Source organism: Micromonospora sp. NPDC049101, from assembly GCF_040648675.1.
GTDB lineage: Bacteria > Actinomycetota > Actinomycetes > Mycobacteriales > Micromonosporaceae > Micromonospora.
In genome coordinates, this window is the sequence record NZ_JBEZED010000001.1 from 358969 (window position 1) to 379997 (window position 21029).

A 21029-nucleotide genomic window follows, 5' to 3' on the forward strand; every position below is an offset into this window, starting at 1 on the left:
GCCTCCCTCAGAACGACCCAGGGTGTCAATGGGCCATGGTGAGGGTGCGGGAGAATCATCTCGGCGGACCGAGCGATCGAACCCTCCATGCCTCCCCATGCACCGCGCGGGTCACGCTGGTTGCCCGACTGGACACTATGATCGAGAAGATCGGACGATCAAGAACTTGCCGTGAGCAACTTGTCGCTAAGAGCTTCCCTGCTGGCGGCGCGCTTGCCCATCATTGTCAGGAGCATGACGAGAGCTGGGCAGGGATGCCCTTCGATCCCGGGCGGTGCGGTGGCCGAGGACGACGAGGCGACGTGGAACAGTGGCGATTCGGCCGACGAGCCGTTCCCGCTGCTGATCGCGGTGACCTCGTCGCCGGCCGAGCGGATCCGGCTCGCCGAACGCCTCGCCGGCATCGCACCGCTGCTGCTGGTGGCCGACCTCGACGAGCTACGCCGACTGATCGCCGTGCCGCGGCAGCCGGGCACCACGTCGTCCGTGCCGCGGCAACCGGGCACCGCGTCGTCCGTGCCGACGCCCGCCACGACCAGCTCCGCCCTGGTGATCGACTCGACCCGATCCGTCGCCCGCTACCGCGATCGCGAGGTCGACCTCACCCGGCTGGAGCACGACCTGCTCATCTGCCTGACCACCGAGCCGGTGCGGGTCTGGAGCTACGCCGACCTGCACCGGTCGGTCTGGCGCGACGAGGGGCGAGAACGCAGGGCGGACGTGCAGTCCCTGGTGAAGCGGCTGCGGCGCAAGCTGCACGAGCTCGACACCGGGGCCAGCATCGAAGCGGTCCGAGGCGTCGGGCTGCGGTTGACCGATCGTCGGCATCCACGCGTCGAAAGAGCCTGACGCCTGCCTGATGTGGTCAGGCGCCGCGGCCATTTCGACGGGCCTGCGTGTCAACGGGCGCCACCCGCCCCCGCGTCAGTCAGATGGAGCACCAGACGAGAAGCATCGAGCCGAGGAGAGTCCGCTGTGGCCGTCGAGTTTGGTCTGCTCGGTGAGATCCAGGCCCACCTCGACGGCCGAGCACTGCCGCTCGGCGCCCTGCGCCAGCGAGCCGTGCTCGCCGCCCTGCTCACCGACGCCAACCAGCTTGTCTCCGTCGAGAGCCTCGTCGTGCGGGTGTGGGGGGAAGAGCCCCCCGACGGCGTACGGGACACGCTCTACAGCTACCTGTCCCGGCTACGTCAGGCGCTGACGGCCGCCCCCGGGGCGGAGATCGCCCGCCGGTCCGGCGGATACGTGCTCGCCGTGGACGAGCAGTCGGTGGACCTGCACCGCTTCCACTGCCTCGTCGACCAGGCCCGGTCGACAGGCGACCAGGATCGGGCGCTGACGCTGTTCGCGCGGGCGCTCGGTCTGTGGCGGGGCGAGGCGTTCGCCCGACTGGACAGCCCCTGGTTCAACGGCGTACGGGACGGGCTGGACCGGCAACGGCTGGAGGCCGAGTCGGACCACGCGGATCTGATGTTGCTGCTGGGCCGGCACCACGAGTTGCTGGCCGACCTGCCGGCGCGGGCCGCCGCGCGCCCGCTCGACGAGCGCATCGCCGGTCAGTTCATGCTCAGCCTTTACCGACGCGGCCGGCCGGCCGAGGCGCTGGAGCACTACGAGCGGATCCGGCTGCGGCTGGCCGACGAGCTGGGCGCGGACCCCAGTCCCCCGCTGCGGCACCTGCACCAGCGGATCCTGGCCGCCGACCCCACCCTGGCCGCGCCGGAGCAGGCGCACCGCCAGGCACCGTCGGTGGTCCCCCGTCAACTGCCGGCGCCACCGGGCCTGTTCACCGCCCGAGCCGAGGAGCTGGCGTACCTCACCGCGGCCGCCGCCGCGGGCGAACGGTCCGAGACGACAGTGGTGATCTCGGCGATCGGCGGATCGGGCGGGATCGGCAAGACGTCGCTGGCGCTGCGCTGGGCGCACACGCACATCGCCCGGTTCACCGACGGCCAGCTCTACGCGGACCTGCGCGGTTTCGGTCCGGGGTTCGGCCCGGTCTCGCCGAGCACCGTGATCCGCGGCTTCCTGGAAGCCCTCGGCGTCGCACCGAACGCGATACCCGTTGACCCGGACACGCAGGCCGCCCTGTACCGCAGCCTCGTGGCGGGACGACGGATGCTGATCGTGCTGGACAACGCCCGGGACGCCAACCAGGTCGTACCGCTGCTGCCCGGCAGCCCGACGTGCACGGTGCTGGTCACCAGCCGGCGCGAGCTCGCCGCCCTGACCGCCACCCACCGGGCCCGCCCGATCGCCCTCGACGTGCTGTCGCCGGACGAGAGCCGCGAACTGCTGATCGGGCACCTCGGCCCCGAGCGGGTCGGCGCGGAGGCCCCGGCCATCTCGACGCTCGTCGACCAGTGCGCCGGGTTGCCGCTCGCGCTGGGCATCGTCGCCGCCCGCGCCGCCGCCCGCCCTCAGCTGCCGCTGGCCACCCTGGCCCGCGAGCTGCAGGATGCCTCCGCCCGCCTCGACGCCCTCGACGCCGGTGAGCTGAACGTGAATCTGCGGGCGGTGTTCTCCTCGTCCTGCGCCGCGCTGCCACGCGAGGCGGCGACGGTGTTCGCCCTCCTCGGCCTGGTGCCGACCGACGACATCAGCCTCGCCGCCGTGGCGAGCCTGGTCGGCGGGCCGGCGAGCCGGGCCAGGGAGCTGCTGCGGCAGTTGGAGGCCACCTACCTGGTGCACCAGCACGTGCCGGGCCGCTTCCGGATGCACGACCTCGTCCGACTGCACGCCGCCGAGCAGGCCACCGAGACACTGGAGGCCGCGACGTGCGACGGGGCGCTGCGTCGTCTGGTCGACTTCTACCTGCACACCGCCTGCGCCGCCGACCGCCTGTTGGACCCGTGGCGACCGCCGATCACGATCGGCCGTCCGGCGCCGGGCTGCACCCCGGAGCGGCTGTGCGACGTGCCCGACTCGATGGCCTGGTTCGACCGGGAACATCCGCACCTGCTCAGCGTCCTGAAGGTCAGCGTGCGCCACGGGTGGCACCGGCAGGTGTGGCAGGTGGCCCGCGCGCTGGCGACCTTCCACGCGCGGCGAGGTCGCCTGCGCGACCAGCTGACGGTCTGGCAGGCCGGGGTCGCGGCCGCCGACGCCGAGGGTGACCCGGCCGTCCAGGCCATGGCCCACCGGTTCCTCGGGCAGGCCATCCACTGGCTGGGCGACATCGGGGCGACCGTCGCACGCTTCCAGGTCGCCATGGCGTACGCCGAGCAGGCGGGCGACCTCGCCGAGGGCGGCCGCATCGACTTCGCACTGGGCGTCACCTGGTCGGTGGAGGGTGACCACCACCTGTCGTTGGCCCACAACCGGCTCGCTCTCGAAACGTTCCGGTCCCTGGGTGATCCGGTGGAGGAGGCGCGGAGCCTGAACGGTGTCGGCTGGGCCCTGGCCCACCTCGGGCGGTACGACGAGGCCCGCACCGCCTGCGAGGAGGCCGTCGAGTTGTACCGTCGCCACCGGCATCCGGACGCCGCGGCGGACGCCCTGCACAGCCTCGGCTACATCGACCACCAGACGAAGCGCCACGCCGAGTCGCTGGCCCACTACCAGCAGGCCCGCCAGGTGTACGCCGACGTGGGCAGCACGAGGGGCGAGGTCGACTGCCTGACCAGTCTGGGCGAGCTGTACACGAGCATGGACAAGCGGGCCGAAGCACAACAGGCGTGGCAGGAGGCGGTGGATCTGCTGCACGTGCAACGTCGCACCGAGGAGGCCGCGCTGCTCCGGGCGCGGATGTCGGTCCTTCCGGCGCCGGTCCGGCCGCATGAACCGGTCTCCTGAGGGGTACGACACGAAGATCAGCAACGGCAACGGCGACGAAGAACGCTGGTAAGGAGCGAGTCACCATGGCAGTCCCGAACCCCTCGTCGGTGTCCATCGGCCTCAGGTCGGCCGCGCACGTCGGGATCGCGGTGCGTGACCTCGACCGCTCGGTCGCGTTCTACCAGGCGCTCCTCGGCGCAGAACCGGTCGTCCGGGACGAGAGCATGCACGGCGCCGGGTTCGCGCAGTCGCAGGGGCTGCCGACGACGAAGCTGCGGTACGCCACGTTCAACCTCGACAACCTCGGCATCGACCTGATCCAGTTCCAGGAGCCGGTCGGTGACGTCGCCCAGGTCGCGGCCAACCGGCCCGGCTCGATGCACCTGTGCTTCCAGGTCGACGACGTGCGCGCGGTGTTCGACCGGATGAGCGAGGCCGGGTTCGAGTTCCTCGGGCAGCCGTACACCTTCGCGGCGGGCGAGGTGAACCCGCCGGCCGCCGTCGGCACCGAGGTCGCGTACTTCAACGACCCCGACGGCACGAACCTGGAGATCATCGCCCCCAAGGGAGGCTTCGCCCGCAACAGCTGACCCCGGCCCCAGGCCCCCAGCGGGGTCGATCATGGAGTTGTGGTGCCTGACTTGGCGGACAACGAGGAGTTTGTCCCCCACCACAACTCCATGATCGACGACGTCGGGCGGGCGCCGCGTCAGCGCGACCGGGACGGTTCTGGGTCGGAGGGCATCCGGGTGATCGGCGGCAGGACCAGGGCGATCAGTGCGACGATCGCGATGACCGTGAACGGCAGGGTGTAGCTCTTGCCGCTCGCCTCGTAGAGCAGCGACGTGACAAGCGGGCCGACCACCCCTCCGATGCTCCAGGCCACGATCATCGCGCCGTAGATGGCACCGCCGTTGGGGGTGCCGAAGTAGTCGGCCGCGGTGGCGGGCATCGTCCCGAAACCGCCGCCGTACGCCAGGTAGACGAGTGCGGCCAGGACCGCGAAGAGCGCCAGCGACGCGGCGTACGGCAGGATGAAGAAGCAGATCGCCTGGAGCAGGAGCATCCCGAGGAACGCCGGCATCCGCCCGGTGCGGTCGGACAACCACGCCCAGGCCACCCGCCCGGCCCCGTTGAACAGACCGAGCACGCCGACCAGGGTGGCGGCGGCCGCCGCACTGGCCCCGGTGATCACCTGGGCGGCGTCGGACGCCTGCGAGATCAGCGCGATGCCACAGGTGACGTTGAGCGCGAGGATGCCGGTGAGCAGGTACCACTGCCGGGTGCGCAGGGCCTCGCGCAGGGTGTAGACCCGGGTACCGGCGAGGGCTCGACCAGCGGTCTTCGGCGTGAACCCGGGCACCTGGTAGCCCGCCGGCGGGTTACGGAAGAACGACGCCCCGAGCAGGATCGCGATCAGGTACGCGACGCCCAGTGGGAAGAACACGTGGGTGGGGTCGTCGGTGCCGTTGAGCAGCCCCTTCGCCACCGGTGCGACGATCACCGCGCCGAAGCCGAACCCGGCGACCGCGATGCCGGTGATCAGGCCACGCCGGTCCGGGAACCACTTGGCGAGCATCGCGATGGGGGTGATGTAGGCGGCCCCCAAACCGATGCCGCCCAGCACGCCGTAGGTGAGCACCAGCAACCACAGGTCGTCCTCCGACGACGTGAGCGAGGCGAGCATGTTGCCGACCGCGTAGAGCACCCCACCGCCGAGCGCGACAGGTCGCGGGCCGCGCCGGTCCTGGATGCGTCCGCCGATCAGGCTGCCGATGAAGATCGTGCCGATCGCCACCTCGAACGGCAGCACGGCCTCCCACTTGGCCCAGCCGAACTCGTCCTGTAGCGGCTTGTTGAACACGCTCCACGCGTACACCGCGCCGAGCGCGAGTTGGACGAGCACCGCGGCGACAACGAGACCCCAGCGGCCCCGCGTCGGCGCGGATCTTCCCTTGTCGGTTGCGGTGTGTGCCATGAGCTGAGTCCCCCGTCTGCTGGCTCATTGGCTGGCGCCTGCTGGTCGAGCTACGTCCCCTTCTCGGCCGGCGACCGGCCCTCCCTGCGGTCGCGTCGCTCCCGTTGCGGCACGACCGTGTACTTCGGGTCGCGCGCCGACGCCATGCCCGCCTCGAAGACGCCGAAGCGGGTGGCGACCGACGACGCGACAAGTGCGGCGCCGGAGAGCGCGGACAGGACCCGGCTCCGCCGGCTGAACAACGCGGCGACGGTGCCCACGCCCAGCAGCACGTCTCCCGCCCGGACCAGACGGCCGCTGCGACCCTGCCGGTAGGGCTCACCGACCAGGCCCATCCGCTCCATCCGGCGACCGCCGAGATACTTGATGGTCGCCGCCACGACGGCGAGTCGTCGCAGCGGAGCGGTCTGGGCCGTGGGTACCGCGATAAGTCCGACCCCGGTGGCGGCGGCGAGCGCGCTGCCACCGAAGACGAACGGCATGAAGGGGTACGCCTCGTGCCAGGCAGGCACGGCGGTGTCGGACAGCAGCACGCCGGTGTACGTGGCGAGCGCCGGGGCGGTGACCGCCGAGGCCAGTCCGGCGACGTCGCCGACGGTCGGCGCCAGCCGGCGGGCGAGTCCGAGAAGACCATGCTCGGGGAGCCGGGGTGCCAGCTCGGCGATCGCGGCCACACCGGCGGCCGGGCCGAACGCGGTGAGGATCCAGGTGCCGACGGACATCGGCGAGGTCAGCTTGGCGACCCGGAGCATGTGGTGGAACCGCTCCGGCCGGCCGAGGTCGTGCACCAGCAGATACGCGCTGGCGGTGACGCCGCCGAGGGCCGTCCACCGCCCCACCCGACGCAGGGCGGGCCGCCCGGTCAGTTGGGCGCCCGCGCCGATCAGCGCGCCGCCGGCGGCCAGGCCCCCGGTGAACAGGTAACCGGCGATGTCGTGCTTCCACACCGGCGGTTTGAGGATCGGTCGGCCGTAGTAGGAGGCGAAGTCGGCCACCGGCACGGTCAGTTGCTCACCGTCGTGACCGCGCCCCCGGCCGCGCTGGCGCTGCCCGACGGCCTGGTCGAGACGGTCCTGGAACTCGCGGAACCGGGCGCCGGCCGGCTCGTTCGGGGGCGTGTCGGTCATGGCCGACCACCGGCGAAGGCGAACACGGTGGCGGCTGCCATGGTGAGGGCGGCGAGGCCGGCGCGTTTCCACATGGCCGGCAGGTCGCGGGTGGTCACCACCGGGTCGGGTGGCAGTCCGTACACCTCGGGCTCGTCCAACAGCAGGAAGAACGCCCCGTCACCGCCCACGCCATCGTGCGGATCATGCCCGTACAACCGGGCCTCGGGGACCCCCCGATTGTGCAGCGTCTCGACCCGGGCGGCGGCCCGCTCCCGCAGCTCGTCGAGGGGCCCGTACTGGATCGACTCGGTCGGACACGCCTGCGCACACGCCGGCGTCATCCCCGCACCCAACCGGTCGTAGCACAACGTGCACTTCCACGCCCGACCATCATCCTTACGCTGGTCGATCACCCCGTACGGACACGCCGAAATGCAGTAACCGCACCCGTTGCAGATGTCCTCCTGCACCACCACCGTGCCGAACTCCGTGCGGAACAACGAACCCGTCGGACACACATCCAGACACGCCGCATGCGTGCAGTGCTTACAGACGTCCGACATCATCAACCACCGGAAGTCGGTGCGCTCCTCGACGCCCGTGCCCCGACCCGGCGGCTGCGCACCCGGCATCCCCAGGAACTCCGGTGCGGTGCCGGCCGACATGCGGGCCGCCGCCGCGGGCGAGCCGGTGGGCAGACCCGGGTTCGTCCCGGTGTCGACGCTTGTCAGCGCACCGAGCGTCGCCGTCGCCGGGCTGACCGCCGGCCCGTCCGGGGTGTGCGCGAACGCCGGGGTCGCCAGGCCGGCCCGGCGGGGCTGCTCGACGAACGCGACGTGCCGCCACGAGTTCGCGGTCAACGCGCCGGTGTTGTCGTAGGACATGCCGAGCAGGTCCAGGCCGCTCTCCGGGACGAGGTTCCACTCCTTGCAGGCGACCTCGCAGGCCTTGCAGCCGATGCACACGCTGGTGTCGGTGAAGAACCCCATCCGCGGCGGCGCGTCCTCGTAACCGGCGTCCGGCGCCGGATCCAGTGGCCCGTACAGGGCGTTGGCGTGGGGCATGGGTCAGACCTCCTGGTCCGGGCCGCCGTCGGCGGAGTCGGTCGTGACCTGCGGTGGGTAGTGCGGGCTGAGATCCCCGGACCGCCGGCGGTAGTCGATGACGAGTTCCTGCAGCTTCAGCCCTCGGGGGCGGCGCCCCGGCCGGATGTCGCAGGTGCCGACCTTGCTCTCCTGGATCAGGACGTTCGGGTCCAGGCTGATGCCGAACAGGTCGTTGGCCGAGTCGCCGGTCACCAGACCCTCGAAACCGAAGTGGTACGGCAACCACACCTGGTGGATGATCCGACCGTCCACCCGCAGCGGCGTGAGCCGGTCGGTCACCAGCACCTTCGCCTCGATGGCCGCACGGGCGGTCACCAGGTGCGCCCAGCCCAGGTGGGTGAGCCCGCGTTCGACCGCCAACTCCGGCGACACCTCGACGAACATCTCCGGTTGCAGTTCGGCAAGCGTCCGCACGGTCCGGCTCATCCCGCCGGCGGTGTGGTGCTCGGTGAGCCGGCTGACCGTGAACACGTACGGGAAGACCTGACTGTGTGGTTCTGGTGGGCTCGGGTTGAGCGTGTTGATCGGGTGCGTGTAGACCTTGCGGGTCGGGTTGGCCTGCTGCCGGTAGAGCGGGTTGCGCACCGGCGACTCCACCGGCTCGTAGTGCGTCGGCAGCGGCCCGTCGAGCACGCCGGTCGGCGCGTACAGCCAGCCCTTCCCGTCGCCCTGGAGGATGAACGGGTCGTCGCCCGCGATGCCCGCCACGCCCGACGCGTCGCGCTCCGGCCGGTACGACGGCGGTTTGGTCTTCTCGAAGTCCGGCACGTCGTAGCCGGTCCACTCGGACTTCTCCGCGTCCCACCACACGTAGCGTTTGCGCTCACTCCACGGGTTGCCGTCCGGGTCGGCGGAGGCACGGTTGTAGAGGATCCGCCGGTTCGCCGGCCACGCCCAACCCCACTCCGGGGCCACCAGGGACTGTTCGGCGCCGGCTTTGCGGCGGGCGGCCTGGTTCACGCCGTCGGCGTACACCCCGGTGTAGATCCAGCAACCGCCGGCAGTCGAGCCGTCGGCCTTCATCTCGGTGAACGACGACAGCGGCCGGCCGGTCGCCACGTCGTACCCGTTGATCTCGTAGAGCACCGACTCGGCGCTCGGCTCCGCGTGCGGACCGTGCGTGGGGTAGTGCCAGTTGAGGTCGAGCAGGGCACGGTCGCGCGGCCGGGTCGACGACGCCAGCCGTTCCCGGACGATCCGCCCGAGATGGTAGAAGAACCACAGCTCGGAGCGGGCGTCGCCCGGCGGCTCAACGGCCTTCTCCCGCCACTGCAACAGCCGCTGCGTCTGGGTGAACGTGCCCTCCTTCTCCACGTGCGAGGCGGCCGGCAGGAAGAACACCTCCGTGCGGCACTCCCCCGTCACGATCTCGCCGGTCTCGATCTCCGGGGCGTTCTTCCAGAACGTGGCGCTCTCGATCTCGAACAGGTCCCGGACCACCAGCCAGTCCAGGTTGGCCATGCCGAGCCGCTGCGCGCGGCCGTGCGCCGAACCGACCGCCGGGTTCTGACCCAGCAGGAAGTACCCCTTGATCTTCCCGTCGATCATGTCGAGCACCTGCTGGTACGTGCCGTGATCACCGGTCATTCGCGGCAGGTAGCCGTAGCAGTAGTCGTTCTCGGCGGTGGCGGCGTCACCCCAGTACGCCTTGAGCAGGTTGACCCCGTAGGTGCGGGCGTTGCCCCAGAAGCCCTTCTGCCCCGGGTGCGCGATGCTGTCCACCCACTTGGCCAGGGTCGGGTGGTTGGCGTGGTGCGGCATCGGCAGGTAGCCGGGCAGCAGGTTGAACAACGTCGGAATGTCGGTGGAGCCCTGGATGCTGGCGTGTCCCCGCAGGGCCATCACCCCGCCACCCGGGCGGCCCACGTTACCCAGCAGCAGTTGGATGATCGCGCCGGTGCGGATGTACTGCACACCCACGCTGTGCTGGGTCCACCCGACGGAGTAGACGAGCATGCCGGTGCGGTCCCGGCCGGAGTTCTCCGTCCACGCCCGGGCCAGTTCGAGGAACTTGTCCTGCGGGATGCCGCAGACCCGTTCCACCATCTCCGGCGTGTAGCGGGAGTAGTGCCGCTTGAGGATCTGGTAGACGCAGCGCGGGTCCTGCAACGTCTCGTCGCGTTCGGTCTGCCCGCCGACCGGTGCGCCGTGCGACTCGTTCTCCAGCCCGGCCGCGGTCTCCCGCTGCGTCTCGCTGTCGCGGGTCGTCTGGTTCTGCGAGTGGCCCTGGTACCGCCAACTGGCCTGGTCGTAGGTGGCGTTGTCGTCGTTGAAGCCGGAGAACAGGCCGTGCAGGTCCTCGGTGTCGGCGTACTCCTCGGTCACGATCGTCGCCGCGTTGGTGTAGGCCACGACGTACTCCCGGAAGTCCAGCTCGTTGTCCAGGATGTAGCGGATCACCCCGCCGAGCAGCGCGATGTCGGTGCCGGCCCGGATCGGCAGGTACGAGTCGGCAAGCGCGCTGGTGCGGGTGAAGCGGGGGTCGACGTGGAAGACCTTCGCGCCCTTGCGCTTGGCCTCCATCACCCACTGGAAGCCCACCGGGTGCGCCTCAGCCATGTTCGAGCCCTGGATGACGATCACGTCGGAGTTCGACAGATCCTGCTGGAACTGGGTGGCACCGCCACGACCGAAGCTGGTCCCCAGACCGGGGACGGTGGCGGAGTGTCAAATACGGGCCTGGTTCTCGATCTGGAGCGCCCCCATCGCGGTGAACAACTTCTTGATGAGGTAGTTCTCCTCGTTGTCCAGCGTCGCCCCACCCAGACTGGAAAAGCCAAGCGTCCGGTTCAGCGGTCGACCCTCGGCGTCGACGTCCTCCCAGGTCTCGTCCCGGGCGGCCAGGACCCGATCGGCGATCATGTGCATCGCCGTGTCGAGGTCGAGGTCCTCCCACTCGGTGCCGTACGGCCGCCGGTAGCGGACCGTGGTCTGCCGCAGCGGGCTGGTCACCAGGCTCCTGCTGGCCGAGCCCTTCGGGCAGAGCCGACCCCGCGAGATCGGGCTGTCCGGATCGCCCTCGATCTGGCTGACCTGGCCGTCCTTGACGTACACCCGCTGCCCGCAACCGACGGCGCAGTACGGGCAGACGGACCGGGCCATCGAGTCGGCGGTGTCGGTGCGGGCGGTGAGCGCCCGGGACCCGTCGGACTCCGCCGCCGTACCCCGCCCGAGCGGGTCGGTGCCGGTGAGCTGGCGGTAGACCGGCCAGCCCTCGATCCAGGTCCGCACCCCCATCGCCGCACCTTCCCGACCAATCCCGCCAAATATGAACACTCTGACGTTAGATGAGGTGCCGGCCCGGTCGCAGCGGGATCACGAAGTCATGCCTCCCCCGGCCCTTCGTACGGGCCGGGGAAGGCATGGAGGACGGCGCAGGTCAGCTCGGTTGCAGCCGGCCCACGTGCTGGTCGCCGAAGGTCCGGTAGCGGCGCAGCTCCCAGAGCAGCCAGCCGATGCTGATGATCGCCAGCACGACGAAGACCAGGGAGCCGGAGAACGTGTCCCAGAGGGTGTGCAGGACGACGACACCCAGGAACGTGCCGAGGAACCCGAACAGCCGACCGACGCTCGGGCTCGCCAGCAACGCCCACAGCGCACCGGCGGTCAGCCCGGTCCAGGCGGTGTGACCGGCGGGCGCCGTCAGACCCCGGATGAAGAGCGTCTGCTCCACCGCGCCGATGTTGCCCTGCGAACTCAACAGCGCGCTGAAGGCGTAACCCATCGTCTCCAGTGCGGCGAAACCCATGCCGGCGGCGATGCCGATGATCAGCCCGTCGGAGGGCACCCGACGACGATGCTGGGCCACCACCGTGAACAGCAGCACCACCGGGACGATCAGCTTCGCCGACTCCTCGATCAGCGCCACGAACAGCATGGGCAGGGTGCCGAGGCCGCGCAGGGTGTCGTACTCCAGTGTGCCGGCGACCACCGTGCCGATCACCCCGCCGAAGAACGCCGACGTCACCAGCACCGACGCCGGCACCTGCCACCGCCCGGTGCGGGCCTGCGCGAACGTCAGGAACGTCAGCGGCACCAGCGTCGCCCCGAGCAGGATCAGCGCCGGAACGAAGTTCGGATTCTTGGTGCTGACCAGGGTACGCAGCACCGCCATGTAGAGGATCAGCCCGACGACGAGCACCCCGACCCACGCCCACCGGCGCCAATGATCACGCATACCGCGCAGTCTGGCGGATCCCGGTTACGAACACTAGCTCCGCGCTCGGTTCAGGTCAGGTCGCGACGCCAAGCGACGAGCAGGGCGACGCCCCCGGCGCTCCCGGCGTACAGGAACAGGACTCCGAACGCCACCGGCAACGCCACCGTGCCGCCCAGCTGGGCGACTGTCGTGATGAGGCCGATGGGCAGGTAGTCGCCGATCCCGAAGGCAAAACCGAGGAGCATCTCGACGAACTGCCACCCGATGATGGCCCCCACGGCGACGGCCGGATGGGGCATCAGTACCCCGATGGCGGCGCCGAGCGCGCCGAGCACGGCGATCGCCGCCGTGACGGCCAGGATACGAAGGACAGCATCGCCGGGCCCGTCGAGCACGACTTCTCGTCCGATGGCGATGGGTGTGACCACCGCTGTCGCCAGCAGCGCGGACAGCAGCCCGAGGACGGCGCCGACGCAGGCGAACGCCGACACCTTGGCGCCGAGCACGGGGAACCGCCGCGGCACCGCCAGGTAGTCGAGGCCCACCGTCCGGCGGACGAACTCACTGCCGACCACGGCCGCGGCCAGGGCGGCCACGACCACGCCCACCACGACGAGCGAGACGTCCATGAAGTCGACGACGCTCGTGTTGTCCTCGACCGGGTCCAGTGCGGCATCCAGCAGGCTGACGAAGGCCACGACCGGGAGGACGAGAAGCACCGCCCAGGTCGACCGCACGGTACGCAGTTTCATCAGCTCGGCGCGGGTCAGTGCGATCATCGGATCGATTCCTTTCCGCTGGTGAGGCGGAAGTACGCCTCTTCCAGTGAGGGTTCGTCAACGAGAAGACGGTCCACCCCGATGCCGTGGTCGAAGGCGACTCGGCCGACGGCGCGGCTGTCGTTTCCGGCGACGGTGAGGGTGACTCCGGTGCGTTCGAGGACCTGGTGGCCCCGTTCGGCCAGCAGGACGGCGAGACGGTCCGGCTCGGGGACACTGATCTGCACCGTCGGATCGCCGGCGAGCTTTCTGAGCCCGGCGAGCGTCTCCTGGGCGATGAGCTGGCCGTGCCCGACCACGACCGCCTTGTCGACCATCAGCGCGAGCTCGGCCAGCCCGTGGCTGGACACCAGCACGGCACGCCCCTCGGCGGCGAGGCCGCGGAGGAACTCGCGCAGCCAGCGGACACCCTCGGGGTCCAGCCCGTTGGCGGGCTCGTCGATGATCAGGATCGCGGGGTCGCCGAGCAGTGCCGCGGCCAGGGCGAGCCGCTGGCGCATACCGAGCGAGTAGCCGCCCACCCGGCGACCGGCGGCACGTTCCAGCCCGACGTTGTCGATGACCTCCTGGACCCGCCGCTTGGGGAGCCTCGCCTGGCGGGCCAGGATCCGTAGGTGGTTGCGACCGGTGCGGCCCGGGTGCACGGCGCTGGCCTCCAACACGGTGCCGACGGTGCCCAACGGGTCGGCCAACTCCCGGTAGGGGCGTCCGGCGACGTGCGCCCGGCCGCTGTCCGGCCGGATGTGCCCGACGAGCGAGCGCATGGTGGTGGTCTTGCCCGCACCGTTGGGGCCGATGAAGCCGACCACGCTGCCGTACTCGGCGGTGAAGCTCAGGCCGTCGACGGCTCTGAGCTTGCCGAACCTCTTCGTCAGCGCCGCTACCTCGATGGCGTACGCACTGGTCATGGCTTTTCTTCTCCTTTCGAAACGGGCGGGCGTTCGTCCCTGCGACGACCCCATCGGGTACGCCCACCGGGCTTGAAGACGGAGAGGATCGTCGCGGTCCACAGCAGGGTGGCGAACAGCCCCATGGCGCCGATCAGCAGCATCCCGGTGGTGCCGGTCTCGATCAGGCCGGGTGCGCTCCGGGCCTCCAGCTCCTCGATCCAGGGGCCCTCGAAGCCCGCGAGGAACGGGAGGGCGAGCGCGATGACCAGCTTGGCCAACACCCACCTGTGCCGGAGCAGACCCCAGGGGGTGCCGAGCGAAACCACGACACCGGTGACGATCGCCAGGAAGGCGCTCGGAATCGCCAGGAAGATGTCGAACCTGCTCAGCATCAGGTAGGCCCCGTGCTGCAACTCGTGGCTGTCGGCCGTCGCCCCGGTGACCGCCAGCAACAGCATCCCCATCGAGATGCCCAGCCAGCCGACCCCGATGCCGACGTGCAGCGTCAGCCAGACCTTGCGCGCCATCCGCCCCAACCGGGGGAAACGCGGCTTCAGGCCGACCACGACCGCCGAGGACAGCGCCATGCCGAGCCACGGCATGTCGTGGGCGAGCAGGAACAGGAACTGCGCCGGTACGAAGAGCAGGTGGAAGACGATCAGCACCGGCCGGATGCGGGCGGCGGGCACGGGGTGCCCGAGCGCGAGCCAGCCGCCGATCGACAGCACCGCGGCAAGCGCGTAGCCGTACGTCCCGGCGGTCGTGAAGAACGGGTGCGGCGGGTCGGGGCGCAGCGCGATCAGGGCACCCGCGGCGACGGCGAAGACACCGAAGACGAGCTGCGTTGTTCGCGGATTGAGACGTGGACTGGCCATGCGCCAACCCTCGCCGGGGCGGGTAGCCCGGGGCGTCGGCGGATCCGATACAACGAATCAGTCTATCGGCGATGATCAACGGGGGTGTCGTACAACTTTCGACCGACGTCTGCGCCTGCCGGTCGGCCCTACGCTGGCACCATCATGACGTCGCGTCTCCTGGCCCAGGTGGTGCGCTGGTTCCGCCGCCGCCCGGTGATCGACGCGGTGGCGGCGGCCGCCATGGCACTGTGCGTGGCGACCGGGGAGTTCGGGGTGGACTTCTTCGGCCCCACCCTCGCCGGCTTCGGCCCCCGTATTCCCCCGCTCTGGCTCGGCATCCCCCTCGGCCTCGCGGTCGGGCTGCTGACCTGGCGGCGGCGACGGGCCCCGGCCGTCCTGCTGGCCGGGTCGCTGGCGGCAAGCGTTCTCGTGTCGGCCCAGCTGACGGTCATGCTCGCGCTCTACACGCTGGCCGAGCGCAGCACGGCGTGGCCGAAGGTCACCGTCAGCCTCCTGGTCTCGGTGGTCCTGGTCGGCACGCCGATCTGGTGGTACGCCGGCGCCGACGGAGCGATCCCGGTCACCGTCGCGGTGTGCGTTGCCCCGGCGCTCCTCGGCCTCTACGTCGGCACCCGGCGCGAGCTGGTCGAACGGATGCGGGAGCGGGCCGAGCGGCTCGAACGCGAACAGCACCAGCGGGTGGCCCAGGCCCGCAGCGACGAACGGGCCCACATCGCCCGCGACATGCACGACGTCGTCGCCCACCGGGTGGCGCTGATCGTGCTGCAGGCCACCGCCCTGGAGTCGGCCAGGGGCGGGGACGCGGTGAGCCGGGGGCGGCAGATCGCAGCGATCGGGCGTGAGGCACTCGCCGAACTGCGCGCCCTGGTCGGAATCCTGCGCGGCGATGACGACGTGCCGCTCGCCCCGCAGCCCGGCCTGGCGGAGCTGGACGCGCTGGTCGAGGATTCCCGTCGGCTCGGCGTCCCGGTCACCCTGGACGTGGAGAACGACACCGGGGTACGCCTACCGCTGCTCGTCGAGCACGCGGTCTACCGCATCGTGCAGGAGTCCCTGACCAACGTGCACAAGCACGCGCCGGGCGCCCGGACCCGGATACGCGTCCGGCAGACGCGGCAGTCGCTTCGGGTGACAATCAGCAACGGTCGCGGACGGCCCGCCACGGCCCCGCCGCTGCCGGTCGGCGGCCACGGGCTCCTCGGCCTCGCCGAACGCGTCCACCTGATCGGCGGGGAGCTCACCTCTGGCCCGACCGAGGACGGGGGATTCCGCCTGCTCGTCGAGGTACCGATCGCACCCGGGAAGGACAATGACGGCACCGACTAGGACGTTGATCGTCGACGACGAGTGGCTGGTGCGCTCGACGCTGCGCACCATCCTCGATGCGGCCCCGGACATCACGGTGGTCGGAGAGGCGTCCGACGGCGCCGAGGCGGTCGACCTCGCGCGGACGCTCCGACCCGATGTCGTCCTCATGGACATCCGCATGCCACGGATCGACGGGCTGACGGCGACCGAGCGGATCGCCCGGCTGGACCGTCCGCCACACGTCGTCGTGCTCACCACCTTCGACCTCGACGAGTACGTGCACACGGCGCTGCGGTACGGCGCCGTCGGCTTCCTGCTGAAGGACGCCCCCGCCGAGGACATGCTCAACGCGGTGCGAAGCGCGGCGCGCGGCGACGCGATGATCTCCCCGCGGGTCACCCGCAGACTGCTTCGGCAGTTCTCCGGTCCGACCTCCGATCGGCGCAGCAACGCCGAACAGCGCCTCGCGGTGCTCACCGAGAGGGAACGGGAAGTCCTGGTCGCCGTCGGCGGCGGCCTGTCCAACACCGCGATCGCGGCCTCGCTCTACCTGAGCGAGGCGACGGTGAAGACCCACATCAGCCGGATCCTGGCCAAGCTGGGCCTGACCAACCGGGTCCAGGCGGCGATCCTCGCCCACCAGGCCGGAGTGCTCGACTGAGGTCCTGACAACGTCGCGCGGGCGCCGGTCGTCCGCTGGTCAGTGCCTTGTCCCGGGTCTGGCGCGCTCAGCGAGCCAGTTCGGCGGCAAGGGGATGGTGTGGAACCACTCGCGCGAAATCTGGCCGTAAAATGGCGCCTTGAGCACCGGCGTTCCCCCACCGAACCGGGCGGCGGCCGCGGAGGCTCGCCGGACGTTCAACCACCAGCCGCCCATCCCCCGGGAGTGAACGATCCGGTTGCCTTGGACGATACCCACGTTACGGTTGGTAGCGGGGATGTTGCTCGTCGTCCACACTCGACCGTGGAAGTAGACGATGGCGTCGATATTGGACCAGGGTTCGCGCTTCGCCGGCCGACCAAAGTCATCCGGGCCCAGGTAGACGCCCTGCTCGTCAATCGCGAAGAGCACCTCCCGCCGCATCGCGCTCAGCACGCGACGACGTCCGCTGGCGAGGAAGATGACCTCGAACAGCACCCCGAGGATGAAGAACAGATAGCGGACGGACAGGTCCTGTAGGCCGATCACGATGGCCGTGACCGGTAACAGGCTGTACAGCGCCAACGTCAGCCCGGTCCGGAGCCGGCTCCGCCGGACCACGTACGCCGAAGCCGGATCCATTCTCATGGCTACAAGATAGCGAGTGCCGCCACGACACCAGCAGGCGCCGAGCATCGAGTGTGGCCCACGGAGGGTGTGCGATCCGGTGCGCCGAAGGGTGCCGCTGCTCCGGGTGCCCGGGGTGCCCACACATCCTTTGCTCTGCACCCGCCGACGCACCAGTTACGGACCGTGCGTGGTGCACCGGCGGGTGCAGAGCAAAGGATAAGGATGCGGTACGAGGGGGTCAGCCCAGCACCTGCTGCCGTCGCTGACCGGGCAACTCGCCGCTGGCGCGGTAGTCCCCCCGTCGGATCCCGCCGGGTTGGATGCTCAGACGGCGGCGGTGCTCGCCACGGCTCCCGGCTGGTGCCGACCGGTCACGCAGTACACGTCGCCGGAATTCGCCCGGTGCGGCAGGTCGCGCAGGTGTGCCGCCATGTCACTGGCGGGCAGCCACCGCTCGAAAGTCATCGACTTGTCGTCGCCCAGCGCGACGTCGAAGCCGTCGAAACCGAGCGTGGTCAGCCGATCGAGACACCGACCGGCAACCGGGCGCGCGATGGTGGTGAACTCGAAGGAGAGCGCCGGCAGCGACCGGCTCAGGCCGGCCAGCACCTCGTCCTCGAAGCCCTCCACGTCGATCTTGGCGAAGGTCGGCACGCCGTACTCGTCGATCAGCGCGTCGACGGTGACCACCGGCACCTCGATGTCGGCATCCCACACCTCGCCCTCCCACCCGCCGGCACCCTTCGCCGCCCGCACGAAGTCGGGCGAGGCGGTCGACACGGTGGGGTTCGTGGAGTTGACGTGCAACCGGGTGCGCCCGGTGCGCGCGCCACACGCCGCTTCGACGAGAGTGACCTGGTCGTCGTCGGCGTAGATCGCCCGCAGGGCGCGCAGACACAGCGGCTGCGGCTCCACGGCGACGACCCGGGCTCCGAGGCGACGGAAACTGCCAATGTGGTCGCCCACATGGGAGCCGATGTCGAAGACGAGATCCCCACTCGTGACGAACCGGGCGTAGAAGGCGTCCATCCGCGCGTCGCGGTCGGCGTCGCCGTAGTAGACGTCCAGCGACCGGTGCAGTGGGGACATCACCGGATCGGTCCGGAGCGCGGCGATCCTGGTGTCGGTGGTAGCCGTCATCTGTGTGGGTCCAGTCCGTGAGAGAGGTGGCCGGTGTTACGGTCCGAAGGCGGTCAGGAAGCGGTCGCGGAAGGCGTCCATCCGCCAGACCGGTGCCTGCGGCCCGGGCTTCAGCCCGTCCTGCCAGCCCCACCCGGAGATCCGGTCCAAGACGGCCCGGTCCCGCGTGATGATCGAGATCGGGACGTCGCGGCTGGCGTTCTCGCCGGTGACGACCGCGGCGGGCTGGTGGTCACCGAGCACGATGAACACGAGATCGTCGTCGCCGTAGGTCTGCACGTAGGAGATGAGCGAGCCCATCGTGTACTCGATGGAGTGCCGGTAGTCCGCCCGGATCTGGGTGGTGCTTCGTCGCCGCTCGTCCGACGCCCCACCGGCGGCACGGAAGACCGATCCGTCGCCCACCGTGGCCCAGTCGACGAACGGCGGGACGGGCGTCCAGGGCGCGTGACTCGACACCAGCGCCAACTCCGTCATCACCGGGGTGCCGTCGTGCCTGGCCTGCTCCAGCCGCCGCCAGCTGGCCAGGGTGTACTGGTCGGGCGGGGTGCCGAAGCTGAACTTCGGGCCACGGTACGCGAGCGTCTTGGCGTTGTAGAACCGGTCGTAGCCGAAGAAGGAGCCCTCTGGCCACGCCCGGGTGACGGCGGGCATGACACCCACGGTCTGCCAGTTCGCCCGCCGGAAGGCGCCGTTGAGGGTCATCCGGTCACTCGCCAGCAGGGTGCGGTGCCGCTGGTCGTTGTCGATCCAGAGGCCGGAGAGCAGGGTGTCGTGCGCGAGCCAACTGCCACCACCGAACGTCGGCGAGGTGAGGAAGCCGCTCTGCGCGGCGAACCCCGCCGCGGCCAGCCGGCTGGTGCCGCCGTCGAGGACCGCACCGACCTGCGGCGCGAACTCCGGGTCCTCGACGGCGTCCCGGCCGTAGCTCTCCACGAAGGCGACGACCACGTTCTTGCCGCGCAGCGCGGTCAACAACTGGTCACCCGGTGTGTCGCCGAACCGGTCGTCCTCGATCAGGGCGCCGAACGTCTCCCGGTCGTCGAGGCGCAGACGCACCTGGAAGCCGTGGCCGTTGGCCAGGGTGGTCGCGGACGTGTCGGCGACCGGAAGACCCGACACCCGCACGTTGAACGCGGCGCAGGCCACCCAGAGGACCACCAGCGCGGCCACGAGCCGCTTCGTCGCGGTGCGGTGCCGGATCGCCAGCCGCCGCAGTCGTCGCACCGACAACGTGACCAGGATGGGCAGGCCCACGACCACCACCGCCAGGGCACTCGCGGCGCCGATGGCGGCGGGCCGACCGTAGGACTCGCTGAGGAAGGCGAACCCCTCGTCGAGCAACGCCCAGTCGAGCACCGGGTCGAACGCCCGGCTGAGCGAGGCGGAGAACCCCAGGTCGAGCAGCTTCAGCAGGCCGAGCAGGCCGAGGGCCACGCCGGCGAGGGTGGCCACCAGCCGGCTCCACCGCGACGGCAGGGCGAGCAGGAGGGCCACGACCAGCAGCGCCTCCAGGGGGATCCGCACGAACGCCGCCGGGGTGAGGCGGCCGAAATCGTACGGCATGGTGAGGACGAACAACACGAGTAGTGCGGCCAGCACGGCCGTCAGCCGGGCGACGATGGCGCGCCTCGCGCGGCCCGCGCCTGCGGTGCCGTCGTCGGCGGTACCACCCGGTGGTCCGTCCCTCATCGCCTCTCGCCTCTGGCTCGGCAGCTCACGTACTCGCGTCAAGAGCGACAACCCGGGCATCCTTCCATGGTCACTGCGGCGTGCGGCGGACCGGCGGCTCAGACACGGGCGACCCCGCCGCGGGCCACGGCGCCCGTCGGGCGGTGGCTGGTCAGGTGGACCATCGTGGCCGGTACGGCCGGGGTGCCGTGGAGCGGGGTGTGGCGGCGGTGCCGGGTCTGCCACAGCCACGTGACATCGCGGCCGAACGACTCGATCAGCAGCGCCAGTGACGCCACCAGCACAAGGGTCGTCAGCGGCCCGGGTAGCGCGTCTCCCATGGCCACCATCAGCACCACGCCCTGGATCGCCGCGACGACCTTGCGCCAGTAGCGCGGCGGCAGGGAACCGCGCATCCAGCCCAGCACCCAGCTCGCGGCGACGAAGACGTAGCGCATCGCGCCGATCGCGAGCACCCAGCCACCCACCGCCGGGGCGACGTGCAGGCAGAGCACCAACACCAGGAAGGAGTCGATCTCCATGTCGAAGCGCGCGCCCAGCTCACTGGTGGTCCCGGTGCGTCGGGCCGTGTACCCGTCCACCGCGTCGAGGGCCAACGCCACGGCGGTCAGGGCGACCATGACCGCGATCGGCGCCGGCCGGGTGAGTGCGTCCGCGGCCAGGGCCGTCACGCCGCCGACGAGGATCGCCCGGCTCAGGGTCACCCGGTCGGCCGGGCTCAGGCCCCGCGCACCCGACCGGGACAGCCCCCGGCCGAGCAGGACGCACAGGCCAACGCCGTACGCCAGGCCGGCCAGCCACCCCGCGGTGCCGAGACCGACGGTCCCGGCGAGCACCGCCAGCACCGCGATCTGCACGAGCAGTCCGAGGACCGGACCGGTTCGAACCGTTGACATCGTGCCTCCGCGACTCTGGTGGGTGCCCTCACCGGGAACACGGAAAA

General features: G+C 70.8%; 16 protein-coding genes and 1 pseudogene. 5 read left to right on the forward strand and 12 right to left on the reverse strand.

Annotated elements, in window-relative coordinates; translation table 11 throughout:
* Positions 1 to 234 precede the first annotated feature (234 nt).
* From AB0B57_RS01665 to AB0B57_RS01675, 3 genes are all read left to right on the forward strand, one after another.
* A complete protein-coding gene (locus AB0B57_RS01665) occupies positions 235 to 849 on the forward strand; it encodes a winged helix-turn-helix domain-containing protein (protein ID WP_357063979.1) in 615 nt (204 codons plus the stop codon).
* A 126-nt stretch (positions 850 to 975) separates the two neighbouring features.
* A complete protein-coding gene (locus tag AB0B57_RS01670; RefSeq protein WP_357063982.1) occupies positions 976 to 3795 on the forward strand; it encodes a BTAD domain-containing putative transcriptional regulator in 2820 nt (939 codons plus the stop codon).
* 65 nt (positions 3796 to 3860) lie between these two features.
* Complete coding sequence (locus tag AB0B57_RS01675; RefSeq protein WP_357063985.1) at positions 3861 to 4367, forward strand: VOC family protein; 507 nt, start codon at positions 3861 to 3863, stop codon at positions 4365 to 4367.
* Between the two features lie 119 nt (positions 4368 to 4486).
* On the opposite strand, the gene AB0B57_RS01680 is transcribed toward AB0B57_RS01675, so the two are convergent.
* From AB0B57_RS01680 to AB0B57_RS01715, 8 genes are all read right to left on the reverse strand, one after another.
* Positions 4487 to 5755, reverse strand: coding sequence for an OFA family MFS transporter (locus AB0B57_RS01680; protein WP_357063987.1), 1269 nt, complete (start codon positions 5753 to 5755; stop codon positions 4487 to 4489).
* Positions 5756 to 5805: 50 nt separating this feature from the next.
* Positions 5806 to 6882: an NrfD/PsrC family molybdoenzyme membrane anchor subunit gene (gene nrfD / locus AB0B57_RS01685; protein WP_357063989.1), complete on the reverse strand. Its 1077-nt coding sequence runs from the start codon at positions 6880 to 6882 to the stop codon at positions 5806 to 5808.
* The gene (locus tag AB0B57_RS01690; protein ID WP_357063992.1) at positions 6879 to 7928 is read right to left on the reverse strand and encodes a 4Fe-4S dicluster domain-containing protein; all 1050 of its coding nucleotides are present in this window, start codon (positions 7926 to 7928) and stop codon (positions 6879 to 6881) included. The genes nrfD and AB0B57_RS01690 overlap by 4 nt, the downstream gene beginning before the upstream one ends.
* A gap of 3 nt (positions 7929 to 7931) precedes the next feature.
* Positions 7932 to 11207 carry a formate dehydrogenase gene (gene fdh, locus AB0B57_RS01695; protein WP_357063995.1) on the reverse strand — a complete coding sequence of 1092 codons (3276 nt, stop codon included), beginning with the start codon at positions 11205 to 11207 and terminating at the stop codon, positions 7932 to 7934.
* A gap of 142 nt (positions 11208 to 11349) precedes the next feature.
* Positions 11350 to 12147: a PrsW family intramembrane metalloprotease gene (locus AB0B57_RS01700; protein WP_357063999.1), complete on the reverse strand. Its 798-nt coding sequence runs from the start codon at positions 12145 to 12147 to the stop codon at positions 11350 to 11352.
* Between the two features lie 50 nt (positions 12148 to 12197).
* Complete coding sequence (locus AB0B57_RS01705; protein ID WP_357064002.1) at positions 12198 to 12908, reverse strand: hypothetical protein; 711 nt, start codon at positions 12906 to 12908, stop codon at positions 12198 to 12200.
* Positions 12905 to 13816: an ATP-binding cassette domain-containing protein gene (locus AB0B57_RS01710; RefSeq protein ID WP_357064005.1), complete on the reverse strand. Its 912-nt coding sequence runs from the start codon at positions 13814 to 13816 to the stop codon at positions 12905 to 12907. Before AB0B57_RS01710 ends, AB0B57_RS01705 begins: the two co-directional genes overlap by 4 nt.
* On the reverse strand, positions 13813 to 14673 hold the full coding sequence (locus AB0B57_RS01715) for a hypothetical protein (RefSeq protein ID WP_357064008.1): 861 nt from the start codon (positions 14671 to 14673) through the stop codon (positions 13813 to 13815). Before AB0B57_RS01715 ends, AB0B57_RS01710 begins: the two co-directional genes overlap by 4 nt.
* Positions 14674 to 14817: 144 nt before the next feature.
* Here AB0B57_RS01715 and AB0B57_RS01720 point away from each other — a divergent pair, with 144 nt between their 5' ends.
* Positions 14818 to 16002, forward strand: coding sequence for a histidine kinase (locus AB0B57_RS01720; protein ID WP_357064011.1), 1185 nt, complete (start codon positions 14818 to 14820; stop codon positions 16000 to 16002).
* Positions 15986 to 16645 carry a response regulator transcription factor gene (locus AB0B57_RS01725; RefSeq protein ID WP_357064014.1) on the forward strand — a complete coding sequence of 220 codons (660 nt, stop codon included), beginning with the start codon at positions 15986 to 15988 and terminating at the stop codon, positions 16643 to 16645. Before AB0B57_RS01720 ends, AB0B57_RS01725 begins: the two co-directional genes overlap by 17 nt.
* 39 nt (positions 16646 to 16684) lie before the next feature.
* Here AB0B57_RS01725 and AB0B57_RS01730 read toward each other — a convergent pair whose 3' ends face one another.
* The 4 genes and pseudogenes from AB0B57_RS01730 to AB0B57_RS01745 all read right to left on the reverse strand — a co-directional run.
* Positions 16685 to 17209, reverse strand: coding sequence for a hypothetical protein (locus AB0B57_RS01730; RefSeq protein ID WP_357064017.1), 525 nt, complete (start codon positions 17207 to 17209; stop codon positions 16685 to 16687).
* A 369-nt stretch (positions 17210 to 17578) separates the two neighbouring features.
* Positions 17579 to 18394 carry an FkbM family methyltransferase gene (locus AB0B57_RS01735; protein ID WP_357064019.1) on the reverse strand — a complete coding sequence of 272 codons (816 nt, stop codon included), beginning with the start codon at positions 18392 to 18394 and terminating at the stop codon, positions 17579 to 17581.
* A 36-nt stretch (positions 18395 to 18430) separates the two neighbouring features.
* Positions 18431 to 20086: a sulfatase gene (locus tag AB0B57_RS01740; protein ID WP_357064022.1), complete on the reverse strand. Its 1656-nt coding sequence runs from the start codon at positions 20084 to 20086 to the stop codon at positions 18431 to 18433.
* A gap of 187 nt (positions 20087 to 20273) precedes the next feature.
* A pseudogene (locus tag AB0B57_RS01745) lies at positions 20274 to 20982 on the reverse strand (CDP-alcohol phosphatidyltransferase family protein); the annotation flags it as partial.
* Positions 20983 to 21029 lie beyond the last annotated feature (47 nt).